The organism is Orientia tsutsugamushi str. Boryong, from assembly GCF_000063545.1.
In the GTDB taxonomy this organism is placed as follows: Bacteria; Pseudomonadota; Alphaproteobacteria; order Rickettsiales; family Rickettsiaceae; genus Orientia; species Orientia tsutsugamushi_C.
The window spans coordinates 1,364,816-1,389,079 of sequence record NC_009488.1 but is presented as its reverse complement, the minus strand read 5'-3'; the positions used below and the strand labels follow the sequence as shown (position 1 = coordinate 1,389,079).

General features: G+C 29.9%; 20 protein-coding genes, 2 tRNA genes and 3 pseudogenes. 13 read left to right on the top strand and 12 right to left on the bottom strand.

All coding sequences use genetic code 11. The annotated features are described in order from the left end of the window. Positions 1–944 precede the first annotated feature (944 nt). From OTBS_RS06630 to OTBS_RS06595, 8 genes are all read right to left on the bottom strand, one after another. Positions 945–2,417: a proton-conducting transporter membrane subunit gene (locus tag OTBS_RS06630; RefSeq protein ID WP_011944898.1), complete on the bottom strand. Its 1,473-nt coding sequence runs from the start codon at positions 2,415–2,417 to the stop codon at positions 945–947. 9 nt (positions 2,418–2,426) lie between these two features. Next, positions 2,427–3,917 carry a proton-conducting transporter membrane subunit gene (locus OTBS_RS06625; RefSeq protein WP_011944897.1) on the bottom strand — a complete coding sequence of 497 codons (1,491 nt, stop codon included), beginning with the start codon at positions 3,915–3,917 and terminating at the stop codon, positions 2,427–2,429. Further along, positions 3,910–4,311, bottom strand: a complete 402-nt coding sequence (locus OTBS_RS06620) for a cation:proton antiporter subunit C (RefSeq protein ID WP_011944896.1) — start codon at positions 4,309–4,311, stop codon at positions 3,910–3,912. The genes OTBS_RS06625 and OTBS_RS06620 overlap by 8 nt, the downstream gene beginning before the upstream one ends. Further along, positions 4,289–4,723, bottom strand: coding sequence for a Na(+)/H(+) antiporter subunit B (locus OTBS_RS06615; RefSeq protein ID WP_011944895.1), 435 nt, complete (start codon positions 4,721–4,723; stop codon positions 4,289–4,291). The genes OTBS_RS06620 and OTBS_RS06615 overlap by 23 nt, the downstream gene beginning before the upstream one ends. 20 nt (positions 4,724–4,743) lie before the next feature. Next, the gene (locus OTBS_RS06610; RefSeq protein ID WP_232488960.1) at positions 4,744–5,265 is read right to left on the bottom strand and encodes a DUF4040 domain-containing protein; all 522 of its coding nucleotides are present in this window, start codon (positions 5,263–5,265) and stop codon (positions 4,744–4,746) included. 65 nt (positions 5,266–5,330) lie between these two features. Next, on the bottom strand, positions 5,331–5,648 hold the full coding sequence (locus OTBS_RS06605) for a monovalent cation/H(+) antiporter subunit G (RefSeq protein WP_232488959.1): 318 nt from the start codon (positions 5,646–5,648) through the stop codon (positions 5,331–5,333). A gap of 140 nt (positions 5,649–5,788) precedes the next feature. Continuing rightward, positions 5,789–5,863 (bottom strand) — tRNA-Glu (locus tag OTBS_RS06600). 359 nt (positions 5,864–6,222) lie between these two features. Beyond that, positions 6,223–7,083: a TIGR01459 family HAD-type hydrolase gene (locus OTBS_RS06595; protein ID WP_011944892.1), complete on the bottom strand. Its 861-nt coding sequence runs from the start codon at positions 7,081–7,083 to the stop codon at positions 6,223–6,225. 134 nt (positions 7,084–7,217) lie between these two features. Here OTBS_RS06595 and gyrB point away from each other — a divergent pair, with 134 nt between their 5' ends. Continuing rightward, positions 7,218–9,623, top strand: coding sequence for a DNA topoisomerase (ATP-hydrolyzing) subunit B (gyrB, locus tag OTBS_RS06590; protein ID WP_041621520.1), 2,406 nt, complete (start codon positions 7,218–7,220; stop codon positions 9,621–9,623). A 29-nt stretch (positions 9,624–9,652) separates the two neighbouring features. Here the strand turns inward: gyrB and OTBS_RS14925 are convergent, their stop codons facing one another. Continuing rightward, positions 9,653–10,060, bottom strand: a complete 408-nt coding sequence (locus OTBS_RS14925; protein ID WP_011944890.1) for a hypothetical protein — start codon at positions 10,058–10,060, stop codon at positions 9,653–9,655. A 408-nt stretch (positions 10,061–10,468) separates the two neighbouring features. Here OTBS_RS14925 and OTBS_RS06580 point away from each other — a divergent pair, with 408 nt between their 5' ends. The 5 genes from OTBS_RS06580 to OTBS_RS06560 all read left to right on the top strand — a co-directional run bounded on the left by OTBS_RS06580 (position 10,469) and on the right by OTBS_RS06560 (position 16,846). Beyond that, positions 10,469–11,887: an amino acid permease gene (locus OTBS_RS06580; protein WP_011944889.1), complete on the top strand. Its 1,419-nt coding sequence runs from the start codon at positions 10,469–10,471 to the stop codon at positions 11,885–11,887. 10 nt (positions 11,888–11,897) lie between these two features. Then, positions 11,898–11,974, top strand: a tRNA-Val gene (locus OTBS_RS06575). A gap of 1,659 nt (positions 11,975–13,633) precedes the next feature. After that, positions 13,634–15,337 (top strand): membrane protein insertase YidC, encoded by a 1,704-nt coding sequence (gene yidC / locus OTBS_RS06570; RefSeq protein WP_011944888.1) that lies wholly within the window; start codon positions 13,634–13,636, stop codon positions 15,335–15,337. Further along, positions 15,334–15,957, top strand: coding sequence for a ribosome biogenesis GTP-binding protein YihA/YsxC (yihA, locus tag OTBS_RS06565; RefSeq protein ID WP_041621292.1), 624 nt, complete (start codon positions 15,334–15,336; stop codon positions 15,955–15,957). The genes yidC and yihA overlap by 4 nt, the downstream gene beginning before the upstream one ends. Further along, positions 15,905–16,846 (top strand): acetylglutamate kinase, encoded by a 942-nt coding sequence (locus OTBS_RS06560; protein WP_011944886.1) that lies wholly within the window; start codon positions 15,905–15,907, stop codon positions 16,844–16,846. Before yihA ends, OTBS_RS06560 begins: the two co-directional genes overlap by 53 nt. A 33-nt stretch (positions 16,847–16,879) precedes the next feature. Here OTBS_RS06560 and OTBS_RS06555 read toward each other — a convergent pair. Continuing rightward, a pseudogene (locus OTBS_RS06555) lies at positions 16,880–17,199 on the bottom strand (transposase family protein); the annotation flags it as partial. 9 nt (positions 17,200–17,208) lie between these two features. Further along, positions 17,209–17,484 (bottom strand): annotated as a pseudogene (locus tag OTBS_RS12690) (transposase); the annotation flags it as partial. Positions 17,485–17,922: 438 nt separating this feature from the next. On the opposite strand from OTBS_RS12690, the gene OTBS_RS16740 reads away from it, so the two are divergent. From OTBS_RS16740 to OTBS_RS10470, 4 genes and pseudogenes are all read left to right on the top strand, one after another. Further along, positions 17,923–18,075 (top strand): hypothetical protein, encoded by a 153-nt coding sequence (locus OTBS_RS16740; RefSeq protein WP_232488819.1) that lies wholly within the window; start codon positions 17,923–17,925, stop codon positions 18,073–18,075. Positions 18,076–18,104: 29 nt separating this feature from the next. Then, positions 18,105–18,164 (top strand): annotated as a pseudogene (locus OTBS_RS18450) (DUF4102 domain-containing protein); the annotation flags it as partial. 33 nt (positions 18,165–18,197) lie between these two features. Next, positions 18,198–18,584 carry a phage integrase central domain-containing protein gene (locus OTBS_RS16735; RefSeq protein ID WP_050897507.1) on the top strand — a complete coding sequence of 129 codons (387 nt, stop codon included), beginning with the start codon at positions 18,198–18,200 and terminating at the stop codon, positions 18,582–18,584. Continuing rightward, positions 18,509–19,210 carry a tyrosine-type recombinase/integrase gene (locus tag OTBS_RS10470; RefSeq protein ID WP_162097315.1) on the top strand — a complete coding sequence of 234 codons (702 nt, stop codon included), beginning with the start codon at positions 18,509–18,511 and terminating at the stop codon, positions 19,208–19,210. Before OTBS_RS16735 ends, OTBS_RS10470 begins: the two co-directional genes overlap by 76 nt. A 231-nt stretch (positions 19,211–19,441) precedes the next feature. Here OTBS_RS10470 and OTBS_RS06545 read toward each other — a convergent pair whose 3' ends face one another. Then, positions 19,442–20,680: a tyrosine-type recombinase/integrase gene (locus tag OTBS_RS06545; protein ID WP_080571797.1), complete on the bottom strand. Its 1,239-nt coding sequence runs from the start codon at positions 20,678–20,680 to the stop codon at positions 19,442–19,444. Positions 20,681–21,209: 529 nt separating this feature from the next. Between OTBS_RS06545 and OTBS_RS17650 the strand changes: the two genes are divergently transcribed. The 3 genes from OTBS_RS17650 to OTBS_RS06535 all read left to right on the top strand — a co-directional run bounded on the left by OTBS_RS17650 (position 21,210) and on the right by OTBS_RS06535 (position 23,466). After that, on the top strand, positions 21,210–21,338 hold the full coding sequence (locus OTBS_RS17650; protein ID WP_269763920.1) for a hypothetical protein: 129 nt from the start codon (positions 21,210–21,212) through the stop codon (positions 21,336–21,338). Between the two features lie 42 nt (positions 21,339–21,380). Further along, a complete protein-coding gene (locus OTBS_RS06540) occupies positions 21,381–22,109 on the top strand; it encodes a reverse transcriptase domain-containing protein (protein ID WP_232488822.1) in 729 nt (242 codons plus the stop codon). Between the two features lie 550 nt (positions 22,110–22,659). Next, positions 22,660–23,466, top strand: coding sequence for a uracil-DNA glycosylase (locus OTBS_RS06535; protein WP_011944885.1), 807 nt, complete (start codon positions 22,660–22,662; stop codon positions 23,464–23,466). The last annotated feature ends 798 nt before the right edge of the window (positions 23,467–24,264 follow it).

Genomic DNA, 24,264 nt, shown 5'->3' with positions numbered 1-24,264 from the left:
TTACTGCTAAAAGAATGGATAAGTGAACGTTGCAAAGCTTATGCTTTATTACATTTACTCCAGTCTATACTGGACTAATGTATTCTATTGTCAGCAAATGCACTAACTGTATTTACAACTATCATCTACTTTTCTCATTTAAAAGTTTCATCAAATTCTCTCATAGTAAGAGACCATAACATAAGTTTACTTACTTTCATGTGGAATGATGTTTCAACTCCTATTTACATCATTAGAAAATAGCTTTCGCTTTCTCTGTTCTCCTATACTTGCACCTGCATCAGGTTATCTTACGGATCACCTTTCCAATTGGAAAAGATACATGATTAGTGTGTTCTATCTATATAACATAAATGGGTTAGGTTATACCTATCTTCCGTTGATCATATAGTCTGTTTTGCCAAGCATGAAGGCAAATAACTATATCTCCTATTCTTTTCCTTCTCTTCCATTATTCTAACCTTAAGTTAAAAAGATTGATTTATAACTAGGTTTCTTTGCTTCTCAGCTATCTTAATCTGGCGTTTATATCAATCTATGGTTATTGAAGTTAAAAGTGAGTGACCTATATAGTCATTTACAATGAAGTTTGTGTATAAAAAAATGATAATAGCTTCATAAAATTTACCAACAGGATATTTTATACGCAAACTTCATTGTAAATGACTATATAGCTTTTTTTATATTTGTTTTTGCATATAAAGAATCAAGTTTTTTTCTAAAAAAAAAACCAAATATTCTTGCTATAATACTAATTATACAGCTGCCCACCATCGGTATAAAGAAATAATTAACAATAAAAACCAATGGGTTAAATACAGTTGTCATGATAATCAATAGTATTAATACAGTTAAAGTAAGAAAACATTGTTGCATTTTAAATCTTCGTCCATCAATCTAATATTATAGCAATATACTGATAGTTGACAGTTCTGTCAATCATGTTACATTATTAAAGCATTAATAATAGGAATTAATACAACTAAACTAGCACATGATACCGTGCTATAAAGCATATGTTTAGGTATCATATGTTCTGAATGAATGTTATTTGCAGAGTTAATATTACATTCATTATCTATTTTGCTATAGGCAGTTTTTATTATTTTTGATAAATACAAGCATGAAGTTATTCCTGAAAAAACTGTAATAGCGATTACTAAATAATTATGTTCATTTGCTGCTTCTAGGATTATATGATGTTTACTGAAAAAGCCTGCTAATGGTGGTATGCCTATTAATGATAAACTTCCTATTGTTAGGCATGATGTTATTATAGGAGCTTTATAAGACATTGATGTTAAATCTTCAACATTAGTACATTTACTAATTGTATATAAACAACCTGCAGAATAGAATACTGTAATCTTACCTATTGAATGAGCAATTATGTGAGTAATAGTAGCAAGTAAAGATTCATGGCTATTCATAAATGCTGTTAAAGCTATTATACCTAAGTTAGATATAGTTGAGTAAGCCAAAATTCTTTTTATATTAGTTTGAAATAATGCCTTTATGCTGCTATATACAATTCCATATCCTATAAAATACTGTATATAATTTAATAACCATGTTTCCTTTCCTAATACTGAGAGGATTCCAGTTATCAAGCAAAAAATACCAACATTAACAACTGCAACAGCATGTAAAATTGCGCTTACTGGATATGGAGCTATCATAGCAGGTGGAAGCCAGCTATGAAAAGGGACAATAGCTGCTTTAGCAGTACCACACAGTATACATAATGCAAAAATAACAGGACTTACTTGTAATAGAGTACGTGATTGTAATATGTTAGCAATTTCTACAAAATCTGTTGTACTATATTGATATTGCAAAGCTACTAAGGTTGGCATTAAAAACAGTAAAGATGGTAAATATAATCCTTGAGTGTATTTACTCAAAACTTTGCTAGTTCTATGAGAAGTTACATGCCTTATTAATGGAATTGTGGCAAAGGTTAAAAGTTCGTAACATATCAACATAGTAAAAAAATTAGCAGAACATACAATATAGTTACTAATTAATATACATAGATTAGTGCAAAGTAAAAATTTAGCCTGATTTGGCTCACTATGAGCTTTCAAAAAACCAATAGTATATATAATTGATATTGGCCACAATATTGCTATTAGTAAAAGTATGTTACTACCTAATAAACTTAATCTTAGGCTAAAATCAAATGCTCCGATACTGAAAATAGTAGTATAGTGCTCATACCCGGCTTTATAACTAAAATACAATAGTATTGCATTAATAGCATGCAATATGGATATTGCAAGCATTAATATTTCTTTAATAAAATTTTTGCGAATCAGAAATGGAATAATTAAATTCCATATACCTACTATACCGATTATAGTAAATGGAATATAGTATATCATGTCGTTGTATAATAAAATAATGTTTTTAAGCATTTATAAAACTCACATGATTTTTGGTAGAAAAAACGGCTTTAAGTATACTAATAAGTGATTGTAAAATATTAGCATCAAATAGCTGATAATAGTTAAAATTATTGCTACACTGTTGTTACCATTAAGTGTAAAGCTGCTATGAGAAGTTTGCTGAGTAGAATATAGATAATGAAAAATTTTATAATGATAATTAAAACTCATGCAGCTACTAATAGCCAAGATTATTATACCAAAATAGCCAAGTGACTGTAAAACCGTTAAAAAAATGTTTAATTTATTAACAAAGCCAATAGTCAGCGGTAATCCCAAGTTACTTATTAAAGCTAATGTAAATAATATACCAAACACTGGATAAGTCGATCCAATACCTGCAATATGTTTAAGCTCGCTATCATGATAATGTACTTCTATTCTGCTAATTAAAGAATATATTATGGATTTAAGTATACAACTAGTTAACAGTATAACAATAATTTGCGCACCAATAGTGGAGCTTTGTATGTTAAATGCCATTAGAGATATGTAACTTGTTTCTGCTAATACAGAATATGCCATAATTGATTTGAGGTTGCTTTGTTGCACAGCATAACAAGAACAAAAAATTGCTCCTGCTAACCCTAGGGCATTGATTATATAATATGAATGCAAGGTATTAATATTAGTAATTCCAATAATTTGATAGACAAAATATAGTAGAATATAAAATCCAACCATACATGAAATTGGAGCAAAATATGATAAAATTACTGAAGAAGTATATTTATAAGTACTAATAAGCCATGAACTCATAGGAAACATAGCTACCTTTAATAAGCATCCAGTAATATAAAACATTATTGCTGCAATTAAGGTTTTTGTATGTTGTTGTGGTAACCTGGAAATTATATCAGTAATATTCAAGCTGCCAGTATTACTCAATATGAATCCTATAGCAATAAGTATAAAAGTAGCACCAATAGTACCAAGTATTAAATAATTAATACTACCAATTAAAGCTCGTTTATCAACTCCCTGAGAAACCAAAGTGTAACTTGCTAATGAAGCAATTTCTATAAAAACGTAAATATTAAATAAATCATTACTAAGAATAATACCACAAAATCCTGTGTGCAATAATAGTAAGATGGAATATAGTAAATGAGATCGAGATGGATTAAGAGATGATAATAAGTTTGTTTTTATGAGCTGAGAATTAAATGTTAGTAATAAAAATAGAATAAAATAACTAAAAACGATAATTATTTGATTAACATGATCAACTCGATATTCTATACCTATCGGTGCCTGCCAATTACCAATTGCATAAAAATACGGAGGTGAATTTATCATTGATAATACCCCATATATTCCTAATATTATTCCTAATATTGCACATAAACGTGATACTATTAGTGCGTACTCAACTTTTTTATATAATACTACTATTAAACTACCAAAAAATGGTATTAAAACTTCTAATATCACAAAATGGTCTTTAACAGCCTGAAAAATATTACTCATCTGGCTTTAACTCCATTTTTTGTAGCTCTAATAGAATATCATTTTCATTACAGCTATTAAAACTTTGGTAAATTTGACGAATGATACTAAGACTTACAGACATAGTTGCTATACCTACAACAATAGCAGTTAGCATTAATACATGTGATACAGGGCTAGAATAAGTGATATATGAACAATGTTGAGATAGTTGGTTAAAACATTGATCTATTGGCACTATTCCTTCTTTAGCTTTTGCGAGAGCTATATAAAAAATCAAGACAGAGTTTTGAAATACTGCTAAGCCAATGGTTTTCTTAATGTAATTATAACTGCTAAGAATTATATATAACCCTAAGGATAACAATGCTGCAGAACAAAAATAAATTAACTTACTTGTTAGTATCATAATCATTATTAATTACAAATACATAATAAATAATCAATAAGCTAGCGGTTACTGCTATACCTACACCTAATTCAACAATAAAAATACCTAATGACTGACTATACTTGGTACAGGATATTACATAATAATTTAAGTAATTCTTGCCATAAAATAGTGCTAGTAACCCTGTTAATCCATATATCATTACTCCTAAAGCACCCATAATACTAAGTGGTAGAATTGCTAGGTTATATTTAATTAGTTGTTGTGGATAGATAATATCATACCCAATTACTGCAGAAGCAAGTATAGATCCTGCTTGAAAACCCCCTCCAGGAGAAACTTCACCATTAATTTGAATATATAATGCAAAAAGCAATATATATGGCGTAATAATTTTAGCAATAATTGAAGCTACGATAATATTATTATTTTGCATAGAAACTTGTTTTCAATTTATTATTGATTAGTTTTTTTGTTAGCAAAAATTAAAATTACTGATATTCCAGCACAAAGGATTACTGTAGTTTCTCCTAAAGTATCGTATCCTCTATAGCTAGCCAGTATAGCAGCTACAAATGATGGAATGCCAATTTGTTCTGTAGTATTATTAATATAGTATTTTGAAATATGTTGATGCATTGGAGTTGATAGTTGACCAAAATCAGGTAGGTCATAACAAACTAACATAAAGCATACTGCAAACAGTATACATAGTAAGCTGCAAAGTATATTTTTATATACTGGTAACTTTTCTGCTGAGTTAAAACTAAGTTGTAGTTTCTTAGCTATTTTTAATAATATTGCAGTTGATAGACAAGCGCCAAGAGATGCTTCAGTCATTGCTACATCTGGAGCATCCATTAATAAGTAGCATATGCAAATAATTAAGCTAGATAATGACATTAACAATATAGATTTTAGCAAATTATAGCTTAGTGCTAAATGTATATTTACTACAATTAACAAAAAACAGAACATGTATAAAAATATGTTAGCAATATTAAATTCTAGAGGTAAATTTGGAAAATAATTAGCAGATAGCATCATGTGTTTGAATCTGTATTAATTTTTGTAGATTCAGACTGACTATTACAATTATACCATGTTTTAAGCAATATATGAGCAGCTGTTGGCCCTAAAATATATATTAAAGTGATTAAAATTAAGATTTTAAAAATACTAATGCTTTGATAATTAATGATAGTTAAGCCAATTAATGACATCGGTATCCCACAACTATCAGATACTCCTGCAGCATGTACTTTAGCATAAAAATCATGAAATCTGCTTAGTCCAACTACACTTGAGATAATGAAGAATAACCCGCAGGATAGAAAAAAGAAGCCACAACTGTTAATCAAAATATGAAGCATATGTAACTGGAATAAATATTATTTATCTAAATAATATTGTACTATTAAATGCCGGTTATAATCAAGTATTAATAGCAGCTGCAGTTTTGCAAACAAACAGGAAAAAGCGAGCCAAGTCAAAGCCTAAGTGGTGACCCCTACGGGAATCGAACCCGTGTTTCCACCGTGAAAGGGTGATGTCCTAACCGCTAGACGAAGGGGCCTTATAAATAAATATAAAAGTATTTATACATTAAATTTTGTATTATGCAAGAGCTAAGTATAGGCTAACATATTCTGAGTTTGATATAAGGAATAATGGAAAGTAGTAGAAAGTAAAGATTATAGACTTTTTACTCTTATGTATAATAGTGTTAAATATTATTTTTCTGCTTTCACTTGCTATAAGCCTTCTTATTAACAAAAAATCTTTGCTATAGACATCATAGTCGTTTTTCTTGTTTCTTTTTATGTTTTTAATAATTACTTCTTTATTCTTATCTTTTTTATATTTTTTAGCGTTTAACTATTGCTGAAATACTTACTTGCTCTACTCTCTGTCATTTTTATTATCCGAAACTGGTTAAATGATGTTAATTATGTATTTTGGATAAATATTTTTTAGTTTAAATGCATTTTTAAGTATATTAATTTGATCAGGAACATTTGAAGTTTTAGCTATTCTAAAAGCATTTCCTGTTAACACTAGAGCTGAATCTATGCCTATGTTATTTGCTCCAAGAATATCTGTTTCTAAAGTATCCCCTATCATTAGTATTTTTTCTTTTTTGACATTTTGTGCTAAGGTATTTAATACAGCTTGAAAAATTTCTGAATGTGGTTTACCGCTATATACTACTTTTCCTCCCATAGATTTATAAATAGCACTAAAATATCCAGCGCAATATCTATTTTTGTTTTCAAATGGATTTATAATATCTGGATTTGCGCAAAGACATATTGCTTTGTTAGTTATAGCAGTTTGAAACATAGAATTATATTGATCTAACTTTTCTTCATAATCCTCAAATGCTGTTAAAAGTAATATATTAGCATCATGAATTTTTTCAGTAGTTTTAATAGGGAGATCTTCTAATACATTTTTTTTAAAGTCGGGCCCTAAATGAAATACAATAGGATTATCAATTTTAAGATTTTTACCTGAATTCTTTAATATTTCTCTAGCTATTTCACCAGAAGTATAAACATTTTGTGGAGCGGCATTGATTCCATAAGTATTAAGTCTATTACTAGAATGCTGAACTGGCTGAGGAGTATTAGATACAAAACATATTTTTATACTTTTTGATAGATTGTTAACCACTTCTATTGTTTTAGTATACGGAATGTTATTCTCTAGCAATACTCCGTATATATCAAATAATATGACTTCATAATTTTTGACTATATCAGATAAGTTAATGGGAGTTTCATATTTATACATTTTAATTTCTCGCTGTGTAATATTGATTTAAGTATTTTTGACTTCTTAAAGATTATACTATATGTTATCATAATAGGTTTTTCCACTAAGTTATCCATTATAAAGTTGCAAATATTATGTCATCAAGTTTAAATATGCCAACAAACACAAAATCAGATCAATATAATGCTGATTCAATAAAGATCTTACGCGGTCTTGAAGCAGTTAGAGTGCGTCCTGGTATGTATATTGGTGACATTAGTAATGGATCTGGATTACATCAGTTGATTTATGAGGTTCTTGATAATTCAACTGATGAGTCATTAGCTGGTGATTGTAATAAAATTGAGGTTATTCTTAATAAAAATGGCTCTGTAACAGTTAGAGATAATGGTAGAGGGATACCTGTTGACATTCATCAAGAAGAGGGAGTGTCTGCTGCTCAGGTAATTATGACTCAGTTGCATGCTGGAGGAAAATTTGATCAAAATGCATATAAAGTGTCAGGAGGATTACACGGAGTTGGAGTATCAGTAGTTAATGCGTTATCAGATTGGTTAGAATTACGTATCTGGAAAAACAACCAAGAACATTTTATGCGTTTCAATAATGGAGAACCTCAAAATCCTTTATCAATAGTCGGAGAAGCTCCGAACAAGCAAGGTACAGAAATTACTTTTTATCCTTCAATTGCAATTTTTACTTCTGTTGAGTTTAGCTTTTCAGAGTTAGAGCATAGATTAAGAGAATTAGCATTTTTAAATTCTTCTGTTGAATTTTCATTAACTGATGAGCGTTCTAGTGAAGTAAAAGATGTTAAATTTTTTTATACTGGTGGAGTAGAATCATATGTGCAATATATTGATAAAGCTAAGGCAGCATTGCATTCGACTATAAGCTTTCATCAAACTGATTCTCATGGAGCAACTGTAGAGTTAGCTATGCAGTGGAATGATTCTTTCTATGAAAATATAGTGTGTTTTACTAATAATATTAGACAAAGAGATGGTGGAAGTCATTTACAGGGATATAGATCAGCAGTAACTAGAGCTATCACTAAATACACTAAAGATCATTTTCCTAAAAATAATATCAATTATAATGGTGATGATATTCGAGAAGGGCTATCTTGTGTGTTATCATTAAAATTGCCTGATCCTAAATTTGCTTCACAAACTAAGGATAAGTTGGTTAGTCCGGAAGCTAGAGCTATAGTTGAAGGTATAGTATATGAAAAACTTGTAGAGTGGTTAGAACATCGCCCTAGTGAAGGTAAGAAGATTATTGCTAAAATTACTGAATCAGCGCTTGCACGCGAAGCAGCCCGTAAAGCTAGAGAATTAACTAGACGTAAATCAGCATTAGGAGTAGCAAATCTACCAGGTAAATTAGCAGATTGTCAACAACGAGCTCCTGAGAAATCTGAGTTATTTATAGTAGAAGGGGATTCAGCTGGAGGCACAGCTAAACAAGGACGTAATAGAAAGTTTCAAGCTATTCTTCCACTAAGAGGTAAAGTATTAAATGTTGAAAGAGCTAGATTTGATAAGATGTTACAATCTGATCAAATTGGCACTTTAATTACCGCCCTTGGAACCGGAATCGGAAGTGATGACTTTGCTATTGATAAAATACGTTATCATAAAGTAATTATTATGACTGATGCTGATGTTGATGGATCTCATATTCGAGCATTGCTTCTGACATTTTTTTATCGTTATATGCCCACAGTTATTGAAAAAGGTTATTTATATATTGCTCAGCCTCCTTTATATAAAATTAAGCGTGGAGCTAATGAGCTGTATCTTAAAAACGATCAAGCATTATATGATTATTTATTAAAAATAGCTATTGATGAGATTGATGTAATCAAATCTTCTGGTGATAGAATATCGAATGCCAAGTTAACAACAATTGTTGCTTCGATTAGAAAGTTAACTGCTGTTTTAAATAAAGTAGGTAATAAACTGAATAAATATATTGCTGAGGTTTTAGCTATTACCAAAAATCTTTCTGCAGATACTTTTAACTCTATCTATCAGGATAAATTATCATCTCTTATACAAAAAACGCTTCCAACTCAGACTTTAGATAAAACTAATTGGCAAGTTGAAGTTCATGATGATTATATGCAATTTTATTGTTTTGTACGAGGGATAAAAAAAGCTCAAAGTCTTTTCAAAAGCCAATTGGAATCTCCTGAGTTTGTTAGTTTGATAAGGTTAGGCCAAGAATTATCTGAACTATTTGAAAATCGGTTAACATTAAAGCATAAATCAGAAGAAATTAATATCAGTTTACCATCGGCTTTATTGGATAAATTATTAGCAATTGGTAAGCATGGAATGAGCATTCAAAGGTTTAAAGGGTTGGGAGAGATGAATTCTGATCAACTCTGGGAAACTACATTAGATCCAGAGAACAGAACTCTACTGCAGGTAAAAATCACTGATTTTGATGAAGCAGAAGAAGTATTTTCAACTTTAATGAGCAATATAGTAGAGCCTAGACGTGAATTCATTCAAGCTAATGCTTTAAATGTTAATAATTTAGATGTATAAATAAATATAATTTTTGCTGGCATTATAAATTATGCCTTACTGGCGACATTTGTTTTTCTTAAATGCTCTATAAAATATAGTACTGCATATATACAAATAGTTATTACTGATACATACGATAGCTTAAAAACGCAATCTTTAAGACATATTTCTACAACTTTATTAAGTTGAAATTTGTTTAACAAAGCAATAGAAACAATAATACTATCTATTATGGCTACTATAGCAGAACTAATTAAATTGCTAATTGGAAATGACAACGCAAATTTCTTATCAAGAATATTAAATAGATTTGTACTGCAAAATAGTGATATGGTAATTGCAGCAGATGAACCTATAAACAAAATATTGATGTTATACCAATTTAAGGCAAGGCTTCCCAATACACATAACATTGCAATACTAATTGCATTAGCTGTATGATATAACTTTGCCATAAGATTAGTAATTAAGACTGATAATATAAACAAGAAAGAGCATACTATCAGCTTATTTGTTATATTTAATCCTAGAATGCAGCCAAATAATAATACTGGTAAAATCTGTGACAACATATTTCTACTCCTTAAAATTATCCATGAAATCTATAAAAAAAACTTTACAAAAAGTACTAAATTTGCAGCTTAATGTCAAATGTAGTTTTTCATGTGTATTATTTGTGATAGATAGTATTAAAAATTTAATTCTTGCAAAGCATAGTAATTTGTATATAATGTAGCAGAGTTATTTAGATAAAGTAATTTATAATTTTAAAATTTAGTCCTTAAAATACCTCGTAAATTCTTCTTAGAATTTTAGAAATGCTGATATAAAAAAATGTAGTGCATTTAATTTTAGTATAATGTATGAGTATATTCAGAAAAAAAAATTTTGACTTAGCTAAGTCTACGACGAGTAGCAACAACTTAAAAAAAAGCTTTACTGCTTTTGACTTAATATTGTTAGGGCTTGGAGCTATTATTGGTACTGGAGTATTTTCGTTAACTGGTATGGTAGCTGCTAAATATTCTGGACCTGCAGTAACAATATCTTATATTATAGCTGGAGTTGTTTGTATATTAGTAGCTTTAGCATATACTGAACTTGCAGTTATGATTCCTGCATCTGGTAGCGTTTATACTTATTCTTATATAGCGCTTGGGGAAGTATTTGCTTGGATAATGGCTAGTGTTATAATTTTAGAATTAACATTTGGTGCTGCTACTGTAGCAGCTAGTTGGTCAGCTTATACTCAGGGTATATTAGAAGCAGGTGGAATAATTATACCAAAAATATATGCTGCTACTCCATTTGAAGGTGGCATTATAAATCTACCAGCAGTACTAATTGTTGCTTTTGCTAGCTTTATTTTATATTTAGGAACAAGTGATAGCAAAAGGTTAAATATAATTTTAGTTATTGTTAAGCTTTTATCAGTTGGGATTTTTATAATTGTTGCAGCTCCACATTTTCAAGCAGAGAATTGGAAAAATTTTATGCCTTTTACAGTTAATAGTACTTTGGTTGGAGCATCTATTTTGTTTTTTGCATTTACTGGATTTAGTGTATTAGCAGCAGCTGCTGAAGAATGTAAAAATCCTACAAAGGATTTGACAGTAGGCATCATAGGCTCTCTAATAATCTCAACAATAGTTTATGTTGTTATTGCTGGATTATTAACTGGTATGGCCACATTTGATCAGCTTGATAACGCTCAACCGTTAGCTTATGCTTTAAAACTTAACGGTAGTACTATTGGATCAGCAATTGTTGCAATTGGAGCAATTAGTGGCATGACTACAGTTTTAATGCTAAATATTTATGGGCAATCAAGAATATTCTTTGCTATTGCTAGAGATGGATTATTGCCAAAAATTTTTCAAAAAGTACATCCTACATATGATAGTCCATACGTTGCTATTTTATTTTTTGCGGTAATAGTAGCCTTAATTGGAGGTTTTTTTCCTTATCAAACAGTAGCTCAGCTATCAAGTATGGGGGCGCTTATTGATTATATGGTAGTATCTGTAATAGTAATGCTGCTTAGAATCAAAATGCCTAATGCTGTTAGAGCATTTAAGTGCCCTGCTGTATTTGTTGTTGCTCCGATATCATTAGTATCTTGTATTTATTTGTTGTTTAAGCAAATTCTTGATGAAGATGGTAATTTACTTGATACTGGAAAAATAATTATTGCTTGGATGATATTAGTATTGGTATTATATTTTATCTTCTACTATGCAAAACAATCTTGTCAAGCATTAGCTTATAAGAGCAAGCAATGAGATATTAATAGGGCGATTAGCTCAGTTGGTTAGAGCATTACGTTGACGTCGTAAGGGTCAGTGGTTCGAATCCTCTATCGCCCACCAACCAAAAAGCTTTTATTAATCAAGTTCGAGATAAGGTAATAGTAGAGTATAGAATACTACAGATAAAACCAGTGCAAAGAATTTATATGTTTTGTATGCTGGAAAGATTTTGAGTAGCTCAATACTAATGGCAATCAAGAAAACTTGGATATAGCTATAAAAAAATTTTTATCATCCAAAAATGAAGCATATATTAATTAATGTGTTTATAGCATTAATTAATATAATTACAAAAGATAGGACAGTATTGCTACTTTTTTATTTAGGGTGATTGCAATAAAAGTATTAAAGTATTTTTGATGTTTATGTAGAATCTGCATTAATCAAGGAGTTAATGCCTGGACAAACAGTAATATTAGATAATATAAGAGTTTTCTATAAGGTGAAGTGATTTTAAGTCTTGATAGAATCTGCAAGATGTAATTTATTATATCTACAACTTATTTTCAAGATTTCAATGCCATTGAACATTATAGACTTATAGTAAAAGATAAAGTACCCAGAGTTTGATATAAGGAGAGTAATGGAAAGTAGTAAAAGTAAAGATTATAGCTTTTTACTCTTATGTATAATAACGCAAGTTTAGGATAAGAAAAAGCAGAGAAGGCATAATGTAAAAGGCCTGCGAGAGATAATGTGCAATTAAATTATGCGATATATTTAAATATAATTTCAATTAATAACAGTTTATTTATTGCTCATATTTCTACAAGTATTAGTTCATAATACTATACTTAATAACCTGAACATTGACCATTCTAACACTTGTATATTATCTCTTTCTAACTGTTTCTTATTCTAAATTTGCATTTGCAGAGACATGCGAGCAATAAATAAATGGCTATTAATTAAAACTATATTTAATATCTCACATAATTATAATTGTACATTATCTCTTGTATACCTTTTGCATTATGCTTTTCATGCTTTCCCTTATCCTAATCTGGCGTTTACAAACTAGCTGACACATGCGCCCCCGGTGGTTGAAGACTTTTGGATTTTCACTAGTTTAACCTCCAATCTTCTTTTGCCTACTATGTAGTAGAATATATCGGCTTCCAACTACATCTTACTTTCAGGGCTATCACGTTCACCATTTGGTTTCTGCTCGAATGTTTCACTGTCTACGCTTTACTACTGTTGCTACCTTCAGCAGCACAAAACTCGCTATATAGTGGAAGTAGCTTATCCTTCCATAACTGGATTTTCACCAGTAAGATTAATTCACCTTATCTTGATGCACACACCATCTAATGCAATCATGTGGATCATCGAATAGCTTAGACTGGAAAAGGTATAGTAGAAGAAAGTTATATCAGAAGATGAGACTGTATAATAATTACCAAATTCGATATTATAGACCTTTAACAGCAGATAAGCTATAGGCAATGATATAAAGTTATCAGGAAAGTGCAGGTAATTGCTGAAAATCCATACATTACGTTTGATAAGGCCTGTGATAGAAACTAGAGTTGAAAAAATCACCTCACCATCATCACTTGAAGCACACCTTAGTGGATGGAAGACATGGTAACATCTCTTCTATTACTGAACATATTTTGTCAATAGAGCATAGTAGTAGGACAATTTTTATTGCTTATTTTGTATAAATCCTATAGAAACAAAGTTAACGGAATCATAAAAATTAAAATTTAAGTAATGGATAGTGATAATAGGCTAAATCTTATTTTAGCAATAACTTTGTCATTGGCAATTATTTTAGGATGGCACTTCTTTTATGAAAAACCACGCTTAATAAAAATGTCTAATGCCCAGAAAGAAAAAATAGAGTATAACAAGCGTTCTAGTACTAATCAATATTTACTACATGAATCTGCATTAAAAATTAAAGATAAAGTAGATATAATTGACTATAGTACCAGAGTAAAAATTATGACAAATAAGCTGCATGGGTCAATTTCATTAAAAGGATTAAGATTTGATGACTTGATACTTGTAGGTTATAAACAAGATGTTCTAGAAAATAGTCCTGATGTTGAACTATTATCTCCTTCAGAAACAGCAACAGCTTACTTTGCTGAAGTTGGCTGGTACTGTGCTAAAAATGCAGATTCTGATTTTCCAAATAGCGATACATTATGGCAAACTGATAAGTCTATACTACAAGCTAATGATACAACAACTTTTACCTGGACTAATAAACATAATGTACAGTTTATAGTTAGTGTATCAATAGATGACAATTATATGTTTACAATTAACCAATCGATTGTTAATAACAGCAAGCAACAACTTGCTGTTCAATTTCATGGTCTAATACATCGCAATTTAGCAGAAAATGAAAATTCTGCTAACATTTTTCAAGGGCCTATAGCATCTATTGATAGTTACTTAAATGAGGTAACTTACAATAAATTAAAGGAAAAAAAACATATTGATTATAATCTTAATGTTGTTCATTGGCTAGGTATAAGTGATAAATATTGGCTAACATCTTTTATTCCTGACGTTAAATATCGTTATTCTACAAGTTTTATGTATGGTAAAGCTGGATTTGAAAAATACCAAGTTAGTTTCTTATCTCCTAAAGAAGTAGTAAATTCCGATGGCGGAAGTTTATCGGTTGTACATCATCTATTTCTTGGAGCTAAGGAAGTAAAATTACTAGACTATTATGCTGAAAAATACAATATTAAGCTATTTGACAGAGCAATTGATTTTGGTTGGTTCTATATTCTTACTAAGCCTCTTTTTTATACTTTGAGTTTTTTCTATAAATACTGTGGTAATTTTGGTGTAAGTATTTTAATTGTTACTATATTAATAAAAATAATGATGTTTAGTTTTTCTAATCGATCTTACTCTTCAATGAAAAAGATGCGCGACTTACAGCCTAGAATTCAACGTCTTCAAGAACTATATGGAGATGATAAAATTAAACTTCACCAAGAAATAATGGCTCTATATAAGAAAGAAAAAGTAAGTCTTGCTGGAAGCTTTCTGCAGTCATTAATTCAACTTCCTATTTTCTTTTCGCTATATAAGGTTTTACATGTGACTATAGAAATGAGGCATGCTCCTTTTTTAAGTTGGATCAAAGATCTATCAGCTCTTGATCCAACTTGTATATTTAACCTATTTGGATTGCTACCTTTTCATGTACCTGGGTTTTTAAATATTGGTGCTTTACCAGTTTTAACATCTGCAACAATGATACTGCAGCAAAAAATAAATCCAGCTCCTACTGCTGATCCTGCTCAAGCTCAAGTATTAAAGTTTATGCCATTAATTCTTTTAATAGTGTTTAATAATTTTCCAGCTGGGTTGCTAATTTATTGGACATGGAATAATATATTATCCATTGTACAACAATTTATTATTAATAAGATTAATAATAAATGAAAGAAGTTATATGTAAAAACTCAACAAATAAGTTAAAGCTTTTTCTTGATGCTAAGTTTTTGCTTGGAGCAAGCCATAAAAGTCAGTTCCCAGCTACAAATTTACCAGAGTTTGTATTTGTTGGTAAGTCAAATGTAGGCAAGTCTTCCTTAATTAATTTATTATGTAATAAGCACAGTCTTGCCAGGGTTTCTAAAACTCCTGGCCGAACTAGGGAAATAAACTTTTTTCTAATAGCAAACAAATTAATTCTAGTAGATTTGCCAGGTTACGGCTATTCTAAAACTGCAGTAGTCACATGTAAGAATTGGGAAAAATTAATTTTAAGCTACTTAGAGGATAGAAAAAATCTGAGATTAATATATGTATTAATTGATGCTAGACGAGGTATAAAGGATAATGATCTTGCTGTAATAAATTTAGTACATCACTTTAATTATACCATGAAAATTGTTTTCACTAAGGAAGATAAGATTTCAGATTTAGAAAAAAATAGTTTAATAGCTACAAGCAAAAATTTGCTTGATTATAATGATAAAATAATATTTACAAGTATTAGGAATAAGAATGGTACGCAGGAAATTCAGTATAATATACTCAAATACTCAAAAAGAACTTAATATTAGTACTAATAATTTACAAAGTAGTAATTGTAATTTAAATCCTAAAGCAATAAAACTTTTGCTAGCTCAAGGCGTTGATCTAAAAGGAGAAACTGTAGTTATAAAACTTTCAGCGGATATAATAAATGATGATGCTCAGTTAGCAAATTTTTCTGAAAATGTTTATTTATTAACAATTTTGGAGATAAATGTTATTATTATTCATGATTATATCCAAGCCATAGATTCAACATTACAATTATTAGGATTATCTGAAGATCTGAAATATAAAAATAATATTACTAGTTATCGGACTACTCAGATTATTGAAATGGTATTAGTTGGACATATTAATCCAAAAATAGTAAGTAGTTTATGTAATGTTGGATGTATGGCAATGGGTATCTCAGGCAAAAGTGCTAATCTTATTGAAGCAAAAAAATCAGGAATATCCTATTCAAATGATGAAACAAAATCTAAATCAGTTATTGATTTGCAATTTTCGACTAGTCCTGCAATGGTTAATCCAGAAATCTTAATTAGCTTAGAAGATGCAAATTTAGTAACTGTTATTTCGCCAGTATCAATTGGACCAAATAATTCAACCTGTTTACTTGATGTAAATATAACAAGTTCAGTAATTGCAGCTAGTATGACAGCTAAATGTTTAGTGTTTTTAACTGATTTTAAGCAGAATATACAATTTCAAGATCATAGCTTATCTCAATTTAAAAAATCTTATGAAAATAATCAAAATAGTTGTATTGATCAATCTATTGTACAAGCAACTGATGGAGCTTTAAATAATTATGTAGAGAGAGTAAGAATCATAAACTCAGCCATACCTGATGCATTAATTGAAGGTCTTTTTAATAATACTGATAATATTATAGAAGTTAAATTATAGCTACCAATTATATTAGACCTCTTTCGAAACTGGTTAAGGTAGTTCAAAATTATAAATGCCAGAGATCAAATTAAATCTAAGAGAGAATCTTTTACGTCTATTTCGATATTTGTTCAGCAATAATTTTGAACCGTTTTAGCATACCAATAACGGCTTCATTCACAACGCTTGCTCCTGCTAACCTAAGATTATTCTTTTTATCATTTTTAGTTAAAGGATTTTTCTTGCTTTTTTTTCTTTGGTAATTCAGAATTATTGTGAATTTTTTGTATACCTTGATATCCTGTATCAGTAATCATTTTAACCTTAGGATGGATAAGAATTTTGGATTTCTTAAATAATCTAAAGCCATACTAATATCTTTCAAATATTACTGGTGCTATAATTTGATTATTACAAAGCCCAGCTATCATACTGAACCTGGATTTATGTTGATAAGCTTTATTTCCATAACATCTAGTACATTTTATACTCCATCCATATTCTCTACAAGCATTATCCTCTATTCCTAACTCATCAATGAATACTATACCTTCTTTAGAAAATTGCTTTATCTTCTCTATAAATTCATTCCTTAACCCAATATCCCTTTTGGAATGAAGATGAGTTTTTTTATAAGTGTATCCTAGTAGGTACCTTTCATGTTTAAGATGATTTAACTAACTAGAAGAAATAAGTTAGATTAAGAGCTATTATGAGCTTTATAAGCTTTATAAAATCTGCTATGTAGTTTATTCTCGTTTGAGTTGATACATGAATTTAACTGTAGCTGTATTAATATTATTTGTCAATATGACAATAATATCTTGATGTTAATTGCGGAAATATAACGTAAATTTATGTCTAATATTTGGCTAGTTGAAGTGCTAATTTTTAATCCAGCAACTTGAATTTATAGTTGATAAGCTTAGAGTAACCTTCAATTGATAACGTCGCTTAAAAATATTTTTTATTTTTACAAAAGTATTTGCTATTCAATAAAAACCATACTACAGACTATAAGTTTAAGCTAATTTTAAAAATTAATAAGTTATTATTTAATTACTTCAATTTTAAATTAATGAAGGGTGATAAATATGCCAGTAAAAGTATTTAAATTTACACAAGCAGCATTAAATAAAATAAAAGTACCAACCAAAGAAGAAAAAATAATCAAGTTTAGAGATATAACACAAAGGAACTTACTGTTTATAATATCATATACTGGATTTAGAAGACTATATTTATGAATAAACATTAATGGCATGTATTATAAAAAATAAAAATAGGAGATTTTCCAGATCTAACGGTAGCAGAAGCTAGAAAAAAGATACAGCAGTTAAAAAGTGATATTGCTAAAGGAATAAATCCAATGGATGAAAGACGGAAGATAAATAAAGAAAGAAGAGAAAAAAGAGAGAAGAGGCTTAAATTAAAGAATGAACTAACATTCGGACAGGTGCATGTAAAATATACTGAATATAGTAGTCTTTATCATAAAAGTTGGAAAATAATGGCTCAAAGAGTAAAGAGATATCTAGAATCTTTATACAATACAAAGATATCTGAGATTACCAAAGAAGATATTCAGAAGCTTTTTGACGAAAAAACAGCAAAGAAACACTATGTAACAGCAAACAGTATTCTAAAACTGTTAAGCCCTATATTTAATAAGGCTATAGAGTGGGGATTATTAGAAAAGAATCCTGTATGTGGAATAAAAAGGCACAAGCACAAGAATCAAGATCTAGATATGTAACAAATGAAGAAATGAGAAGACTTATGGCCGTGCTAAAAGAAAAGGGAAATAGTCAATTAACAGAATCGCAAAAGCGAGCAGAACGATCAGGAAAAATTTTTACATTTATAAGTTTATTCACTGCAGCACGTAAAAGTAATGTATCAGGAATGAGATGGGACGAGATAAGCCTTAGCGAAAAAATATGGTGTATACCAAAAACTAAGAGTAAAAATGGTAAAACTCTATATATAGGGTTAGCTGATAAATTAATAGAAGTATTGCAAACCAGAAAACTATGCTCAAAAAGTGAATGGGTATTGCCAAGTTCAGCAGACAATAGTAAACACATATCAAGTTCAACAATGCATCGAGCATGGGCTAAGATTCGAAAAAAAGCCGGAATACAGAATGTAACAATACATGATCTTAGAAGAACGTTTGCAACTTGGATGAAAAATAATGGTGAAACACTAGATACAATATCTCAAATATTAGGACATAGTAATACTAATATAACTAAAATTTATACTATACATAGTTTAGATAAGGCAACAATTGCTACAAATAAAGTTGTCGAAAATATGCTGAGTATATTCGGTACCAATGTTTGTTTGAACGAGATACTATCTGGAATAGTGCCATAATTAAGTTGCGGAGAAGAAAAATTGACAACAACTTAGCTAAGTAGTTACTCTACATTAGATTTTGTAAATTTTTGAAAATCGCAGTAGCAGAATGAGAAATCTCATTCTGCTACTATAATGTTTAAATTAGCTAAATTATCTTCAAACACAGATTTTACCTGCAATAATTAGTGTTCATATATGCATGTGCGACATGAAATCGCACTATTCTTACCACAACGTTTATATCAGTCAGATAGTATTATAAATATTATAACTTCTAGCACATTCACTAATTATTTGTATAGCCTTAGACATATACTCTCGTACTAACTCCATACAAGCTATAGTATAAGGTATTGTTGAGTTTGGATTAATATGATTCAATGCTATACTAATTGTCCTCTGACTTTCGCCTGCATCCCCCATACAACTTGCAAACGTCCTTCTTAGATCGTGTATTCTGAAATTTTTTATGCTTGCCTTTTCACAAATTATCTTCCATGCGGTATTTGGATGCGATAAGTGTCCGCTTTCGCTAGTAGAACTTGGTAGTACCCATTTACTTGTAGATATTAATTTCCTTGCTTGCAATATTTCCATTGCCTCATCTGTTAATGGTATATTTTGCGCCTTTCCGTTCTTAGTTTTTGGTATATGCCATATTTTTCTTTCAAAATCTATATTGTCCCATTCCATCTCTAACACATTACTTTTTCTAGCTCCAGTATATAACGCTAGTAATGCAAAATCTCTTATCAATGGACTTGCTTCTCCGCATAATACTTGTAAAAATCTACCCATTTCATCGTAACTTAGACGTCTCTCTCTTGCTTGCAGTTTATGCTGCTCTATCCCTAGAGTAGGATTGTTTTCTATTAATCCCCATTTTATTGCCTTATTAAATATAGTGCGTAAGGTTGCTAGCAATGCATTTGCTGTGGCATATTTTCCCTCTTTGCTGATATCATTGAATATTGGTTCAATATCACTCATTCGAATCTTGCTTATCTTTTTTTCATATAATGCTTGTGCATAAGTATGTACTCTGTCAGCATTCTCTTTCCAGTTTATAGTATATATTTTGGCATACTCTTCAATATACTTATAACACAGCTCTTTGAATGTAATATCGTTAGCTTTTCTTTCTCTTTCTTTTATACGATTCTCATTTTCTTCTATCTGTTGTTGATGTTTTACTGCTCTTGGATCTATTCCGTTCGCCATTAATGTCTTTAATTCTCTTGCTATTTTTCTAGCTTCTTTAATAGATAAATATGGAAATTCCACTATCCTTATTTTTAAACTCTGGTTTTTATATTTTTGTTCTAAAATCCATGTTTTTCTTACTATTCCTCCACAGACTGTACATGAGATTTTCAGTTTAAGTCCTATTATATCTGGATCGTGGATAATTAATAATTTTTCTCCCTTAGGAATTTTAATTTTACGTAGTGCTCGATTTATAAACTTTGATGATATTGAAGTCATAATCACCCCACATAATATTAATATTTATTATTAAAGTATTACGTTTAATTAAACAGATGATCTATATTATACTTTTTATTTGATAGCAAATTTTTATACTAATTTGTTCATAATACATATAACTTGAAAATCACTTATCAATCCTAGATTGTATATATTTTTCGATCATTAGATTAACCTCTAGATTGAAAACTGGCCCCCAATTTCCTAAATTTTCTGTCAACCTTTTGTCAACCTTTTGCTTTAATTTTTTTGTTATATTGACAAATATTGGAAATATATTTATAGTTAAAGTTGAAGATTAATTATAAATATTAATAAAAGTTAACATAAGTTAATAGTAGGTTCTATAAAGTGTAGAAGTTAATAAAAATTAACTTTTCTTCTTCCTTATATTTGATCTACCTTTGCACTTTTACCTATAGAACATCTTATTGATTTAAAGATATTAGAAGAACAATATAAGGAACTCGATAGCAAGAAAGCGATAGGAATAGATGGTATAACCAAAGAGGATTATGGTAAGAAGTTGAAAGCAAATCTGCTCTCGCTTCTTACTAGAATTTGCAATGGGAAATATCAGGCTAAACCTGCACGAATAACGGAAATTCCAAAAGAAGATGGAGGCAAAAGACCTTTGATAATATCATGTTTTTAAGATAAGATAATCGAGTCTACAGTAAGCAAGATACTAAACTCTGTGTTTGAGCCAATATTCTTAAAGTATTCCTATGGATTTCGACCTAAATTAAATGCACACGATGCTTTAAGGAAGTTAAATAGACTTACGTATAACTTCAATAAAGGGGCTATAGTAGAGATTGATATAACAAAGTGTTTCAATACAATCAAGCATTGTGAGTTGATGGAATTTCTAAGAAAGAGAATATCTGACAAGAAATTTCTAAGACTAGTTATGAAACTGATTGAAACACCAATCATAGAAAATGGTACTATAGTTACTAACAAAGAAGGTTGTCGTCAAGGATCAATAGTTTCACCAATCCTGGCAAATGTCTTTCTGCATTATGTTATAGATAGCTGGTTTGCAAAAATCAGCAAAGAAAACTTAATGGGACAAACAGGAATGGTGAGGTACTGCGACGATATGGTATTTGTCTTTGAAAAGGAAACAGATGCGAAAAGGTTTTATGATGTTTTGCCTAAAAGGTTAAATAAGTATGGGCTAAATATCAATGAAGCTAAATCACAAATGATTAAATCTGGTAGAGACCATGCTGCAAATTTAGCAAAACAAGACAAGAAGATCGCAAGTTATAATTTTCTTGGATTTACTTGCTATTGGGGCAAATCAAGATTTGGCACAACATGGAGACTAAAATATACCTCAAGGAGAGATCGTTTTACTGAGAAACTGAAAGGACTGAGAAAATATTTGCGTAGTCAGTCAGCTAAACAAGCAAGATAAAACACAAACATTATCACAAGTCATTAGAGTTATTAGGTGAATGGATCAACTATCATGGTATATCTGATAATAAAAGACGAGTAAGTTCATTTATCAACCAAAGTACACGTGCAATATATAACTGGTTCAATAGAATGGGAGGAAAACGTAAGATGAATTGGAAAAGACTAACCGAGATACTTAAAAGAGTAAATTTTCCTAAAATTGGAAAGATTGTCTCAATGTTCTAGACAACAAATAAGGCATAATGCTTATCTTATTTTTGAGAGCCGGATGCGGTAATTCTGCAAGTCCGGTTCTGAGGAGGGGCCTAATTGAGCGATTGGTTAGGTCTACTCACATAGATTTAATTTGATCTCTGGCATTTATAATTTTGAACTACATTAACCAGTTTCGAACGAGGTCTATTATACAAGTTAAGTCCTTTGTTTGAAAATTTTTATATACTTATTTAATTCAAGTGTTAAAATGCTTTAAGCTCATTTTTATAAGTAATGTTTAATCTAAAAACTTAGTGATATTTTTGATAAAATTATTAAGGTAATGTTTCATGAATCATAAATTCATTTCAGCAGTTAAAGCATTAAAATGGTATAGCTACATGGGTATTGATGATAACATAATTTATGATGGTACAGCATCTTTTGATCAATGTAATTCTATTAGTATTAGCAAAGCTAAAACATTAATAGATCAAAATTCAGCTGGATTTAATAATAATCAAAACACACATTTAGCTGTATTATCAGATTCAAGGCAACTTGCAGATAGTGTGCATACATTAGAAGATTTAAAATCATCAGTCACTTCTTTTGATGGCTGCTTGCTCAAAAAAACAGCATTAAATACAGTATTTGGAGATGGTATTCCATCAGCTCCAATTATGCTTATAGGTGAAGCTCCAGGGCAAAATGAAGATAAACACGGTATTCCTTTTTGCGGCGAAAGTGGTAAGTTACTTGATAATATGTTACAATCCATTAATTTATCACGCACTAAAAATGTATATATTACTAATACAGTATTTTGGCGTCCACCAGCTAATCGCAGACCTACATCTGATGAGTTAGTAATTTGCAGGCCATTTGTTGAAAAACACATTGCTATAATCAACCCCAAGCTGATAATCTTGGTTGGAAGTACTGCAGCAACAAGCATGTTAGGAGATCATGTTAAAATTTCCAAAATAAGACAAGAATATTTTTTATACAAAAACTGTTATCTAACTTTCTCGATTCCTATTACTGCAATTTTTCACCCAGCATATATGTTAAGACAGCCTTTACAAAAAAAAGCTTGCTGGTTTGATTTGCTAAAAATACAACAATTCATATTACAAAAATATATTACAATATAAACTGTATGTATCTAATGGTAATTGATATGTACTATGAAGTATATATGAGCTAGCTGTTGAAAGAAAAGAACAAAGTTGGAAATGATAACCTATCATACTGTCTATCACAGCTCTGCCTACCTATGCTTTGTCTATTACATTACTGCAATCTACTCAAGACTCTACACTTGGTATGTTAGGCTTGTATTTTCACATCTCTATTCTTTCAATAGCTAGCTTACTTATACCATTTGTGTAATGCATGCAAAATCTACCTTATAGCAGGCTTTACTTTTTAGCTAAGCTATTTTATTGTCAATCTTTCTTCTTCACAACCTAATTATACTAAGATTTCGGATATGATCTTATTTAGATGAACATTTGAATAATCTATAGTCAACATCTTGTTTATAACTCCATTTGTATACACTGTTACTATATTTACACTAGTTCGTGCATAAACTTCCGTTGATTTAATACTACTTATTCTAGCTTTTTTAGGAATTGTATTCCATGCATTGTGTACTGCTGAATGTGATAAGTGTTTGCCATTGTCTATTAGACTTAGCAATACCAATTTACTATTGAGTGTTGCTTTAAGTATTCAAATATTGTTTTTCCACTTTTACTCTTAGTTTTTGGTATACGCTATATTTTTTCCAAAAAGCTTATTTTTTCCATCGCATTCTTGTTTATAATAGTTTAGGCTATATGAGGCTGTAAAAGTAGGTTCCTTTGTAGCTTACTCTAAGTTTATCAACTATAAATTTAAGTTATTTGTTTTAAAATTAATCCTTGTATGTTGAAAATATGTAAAAT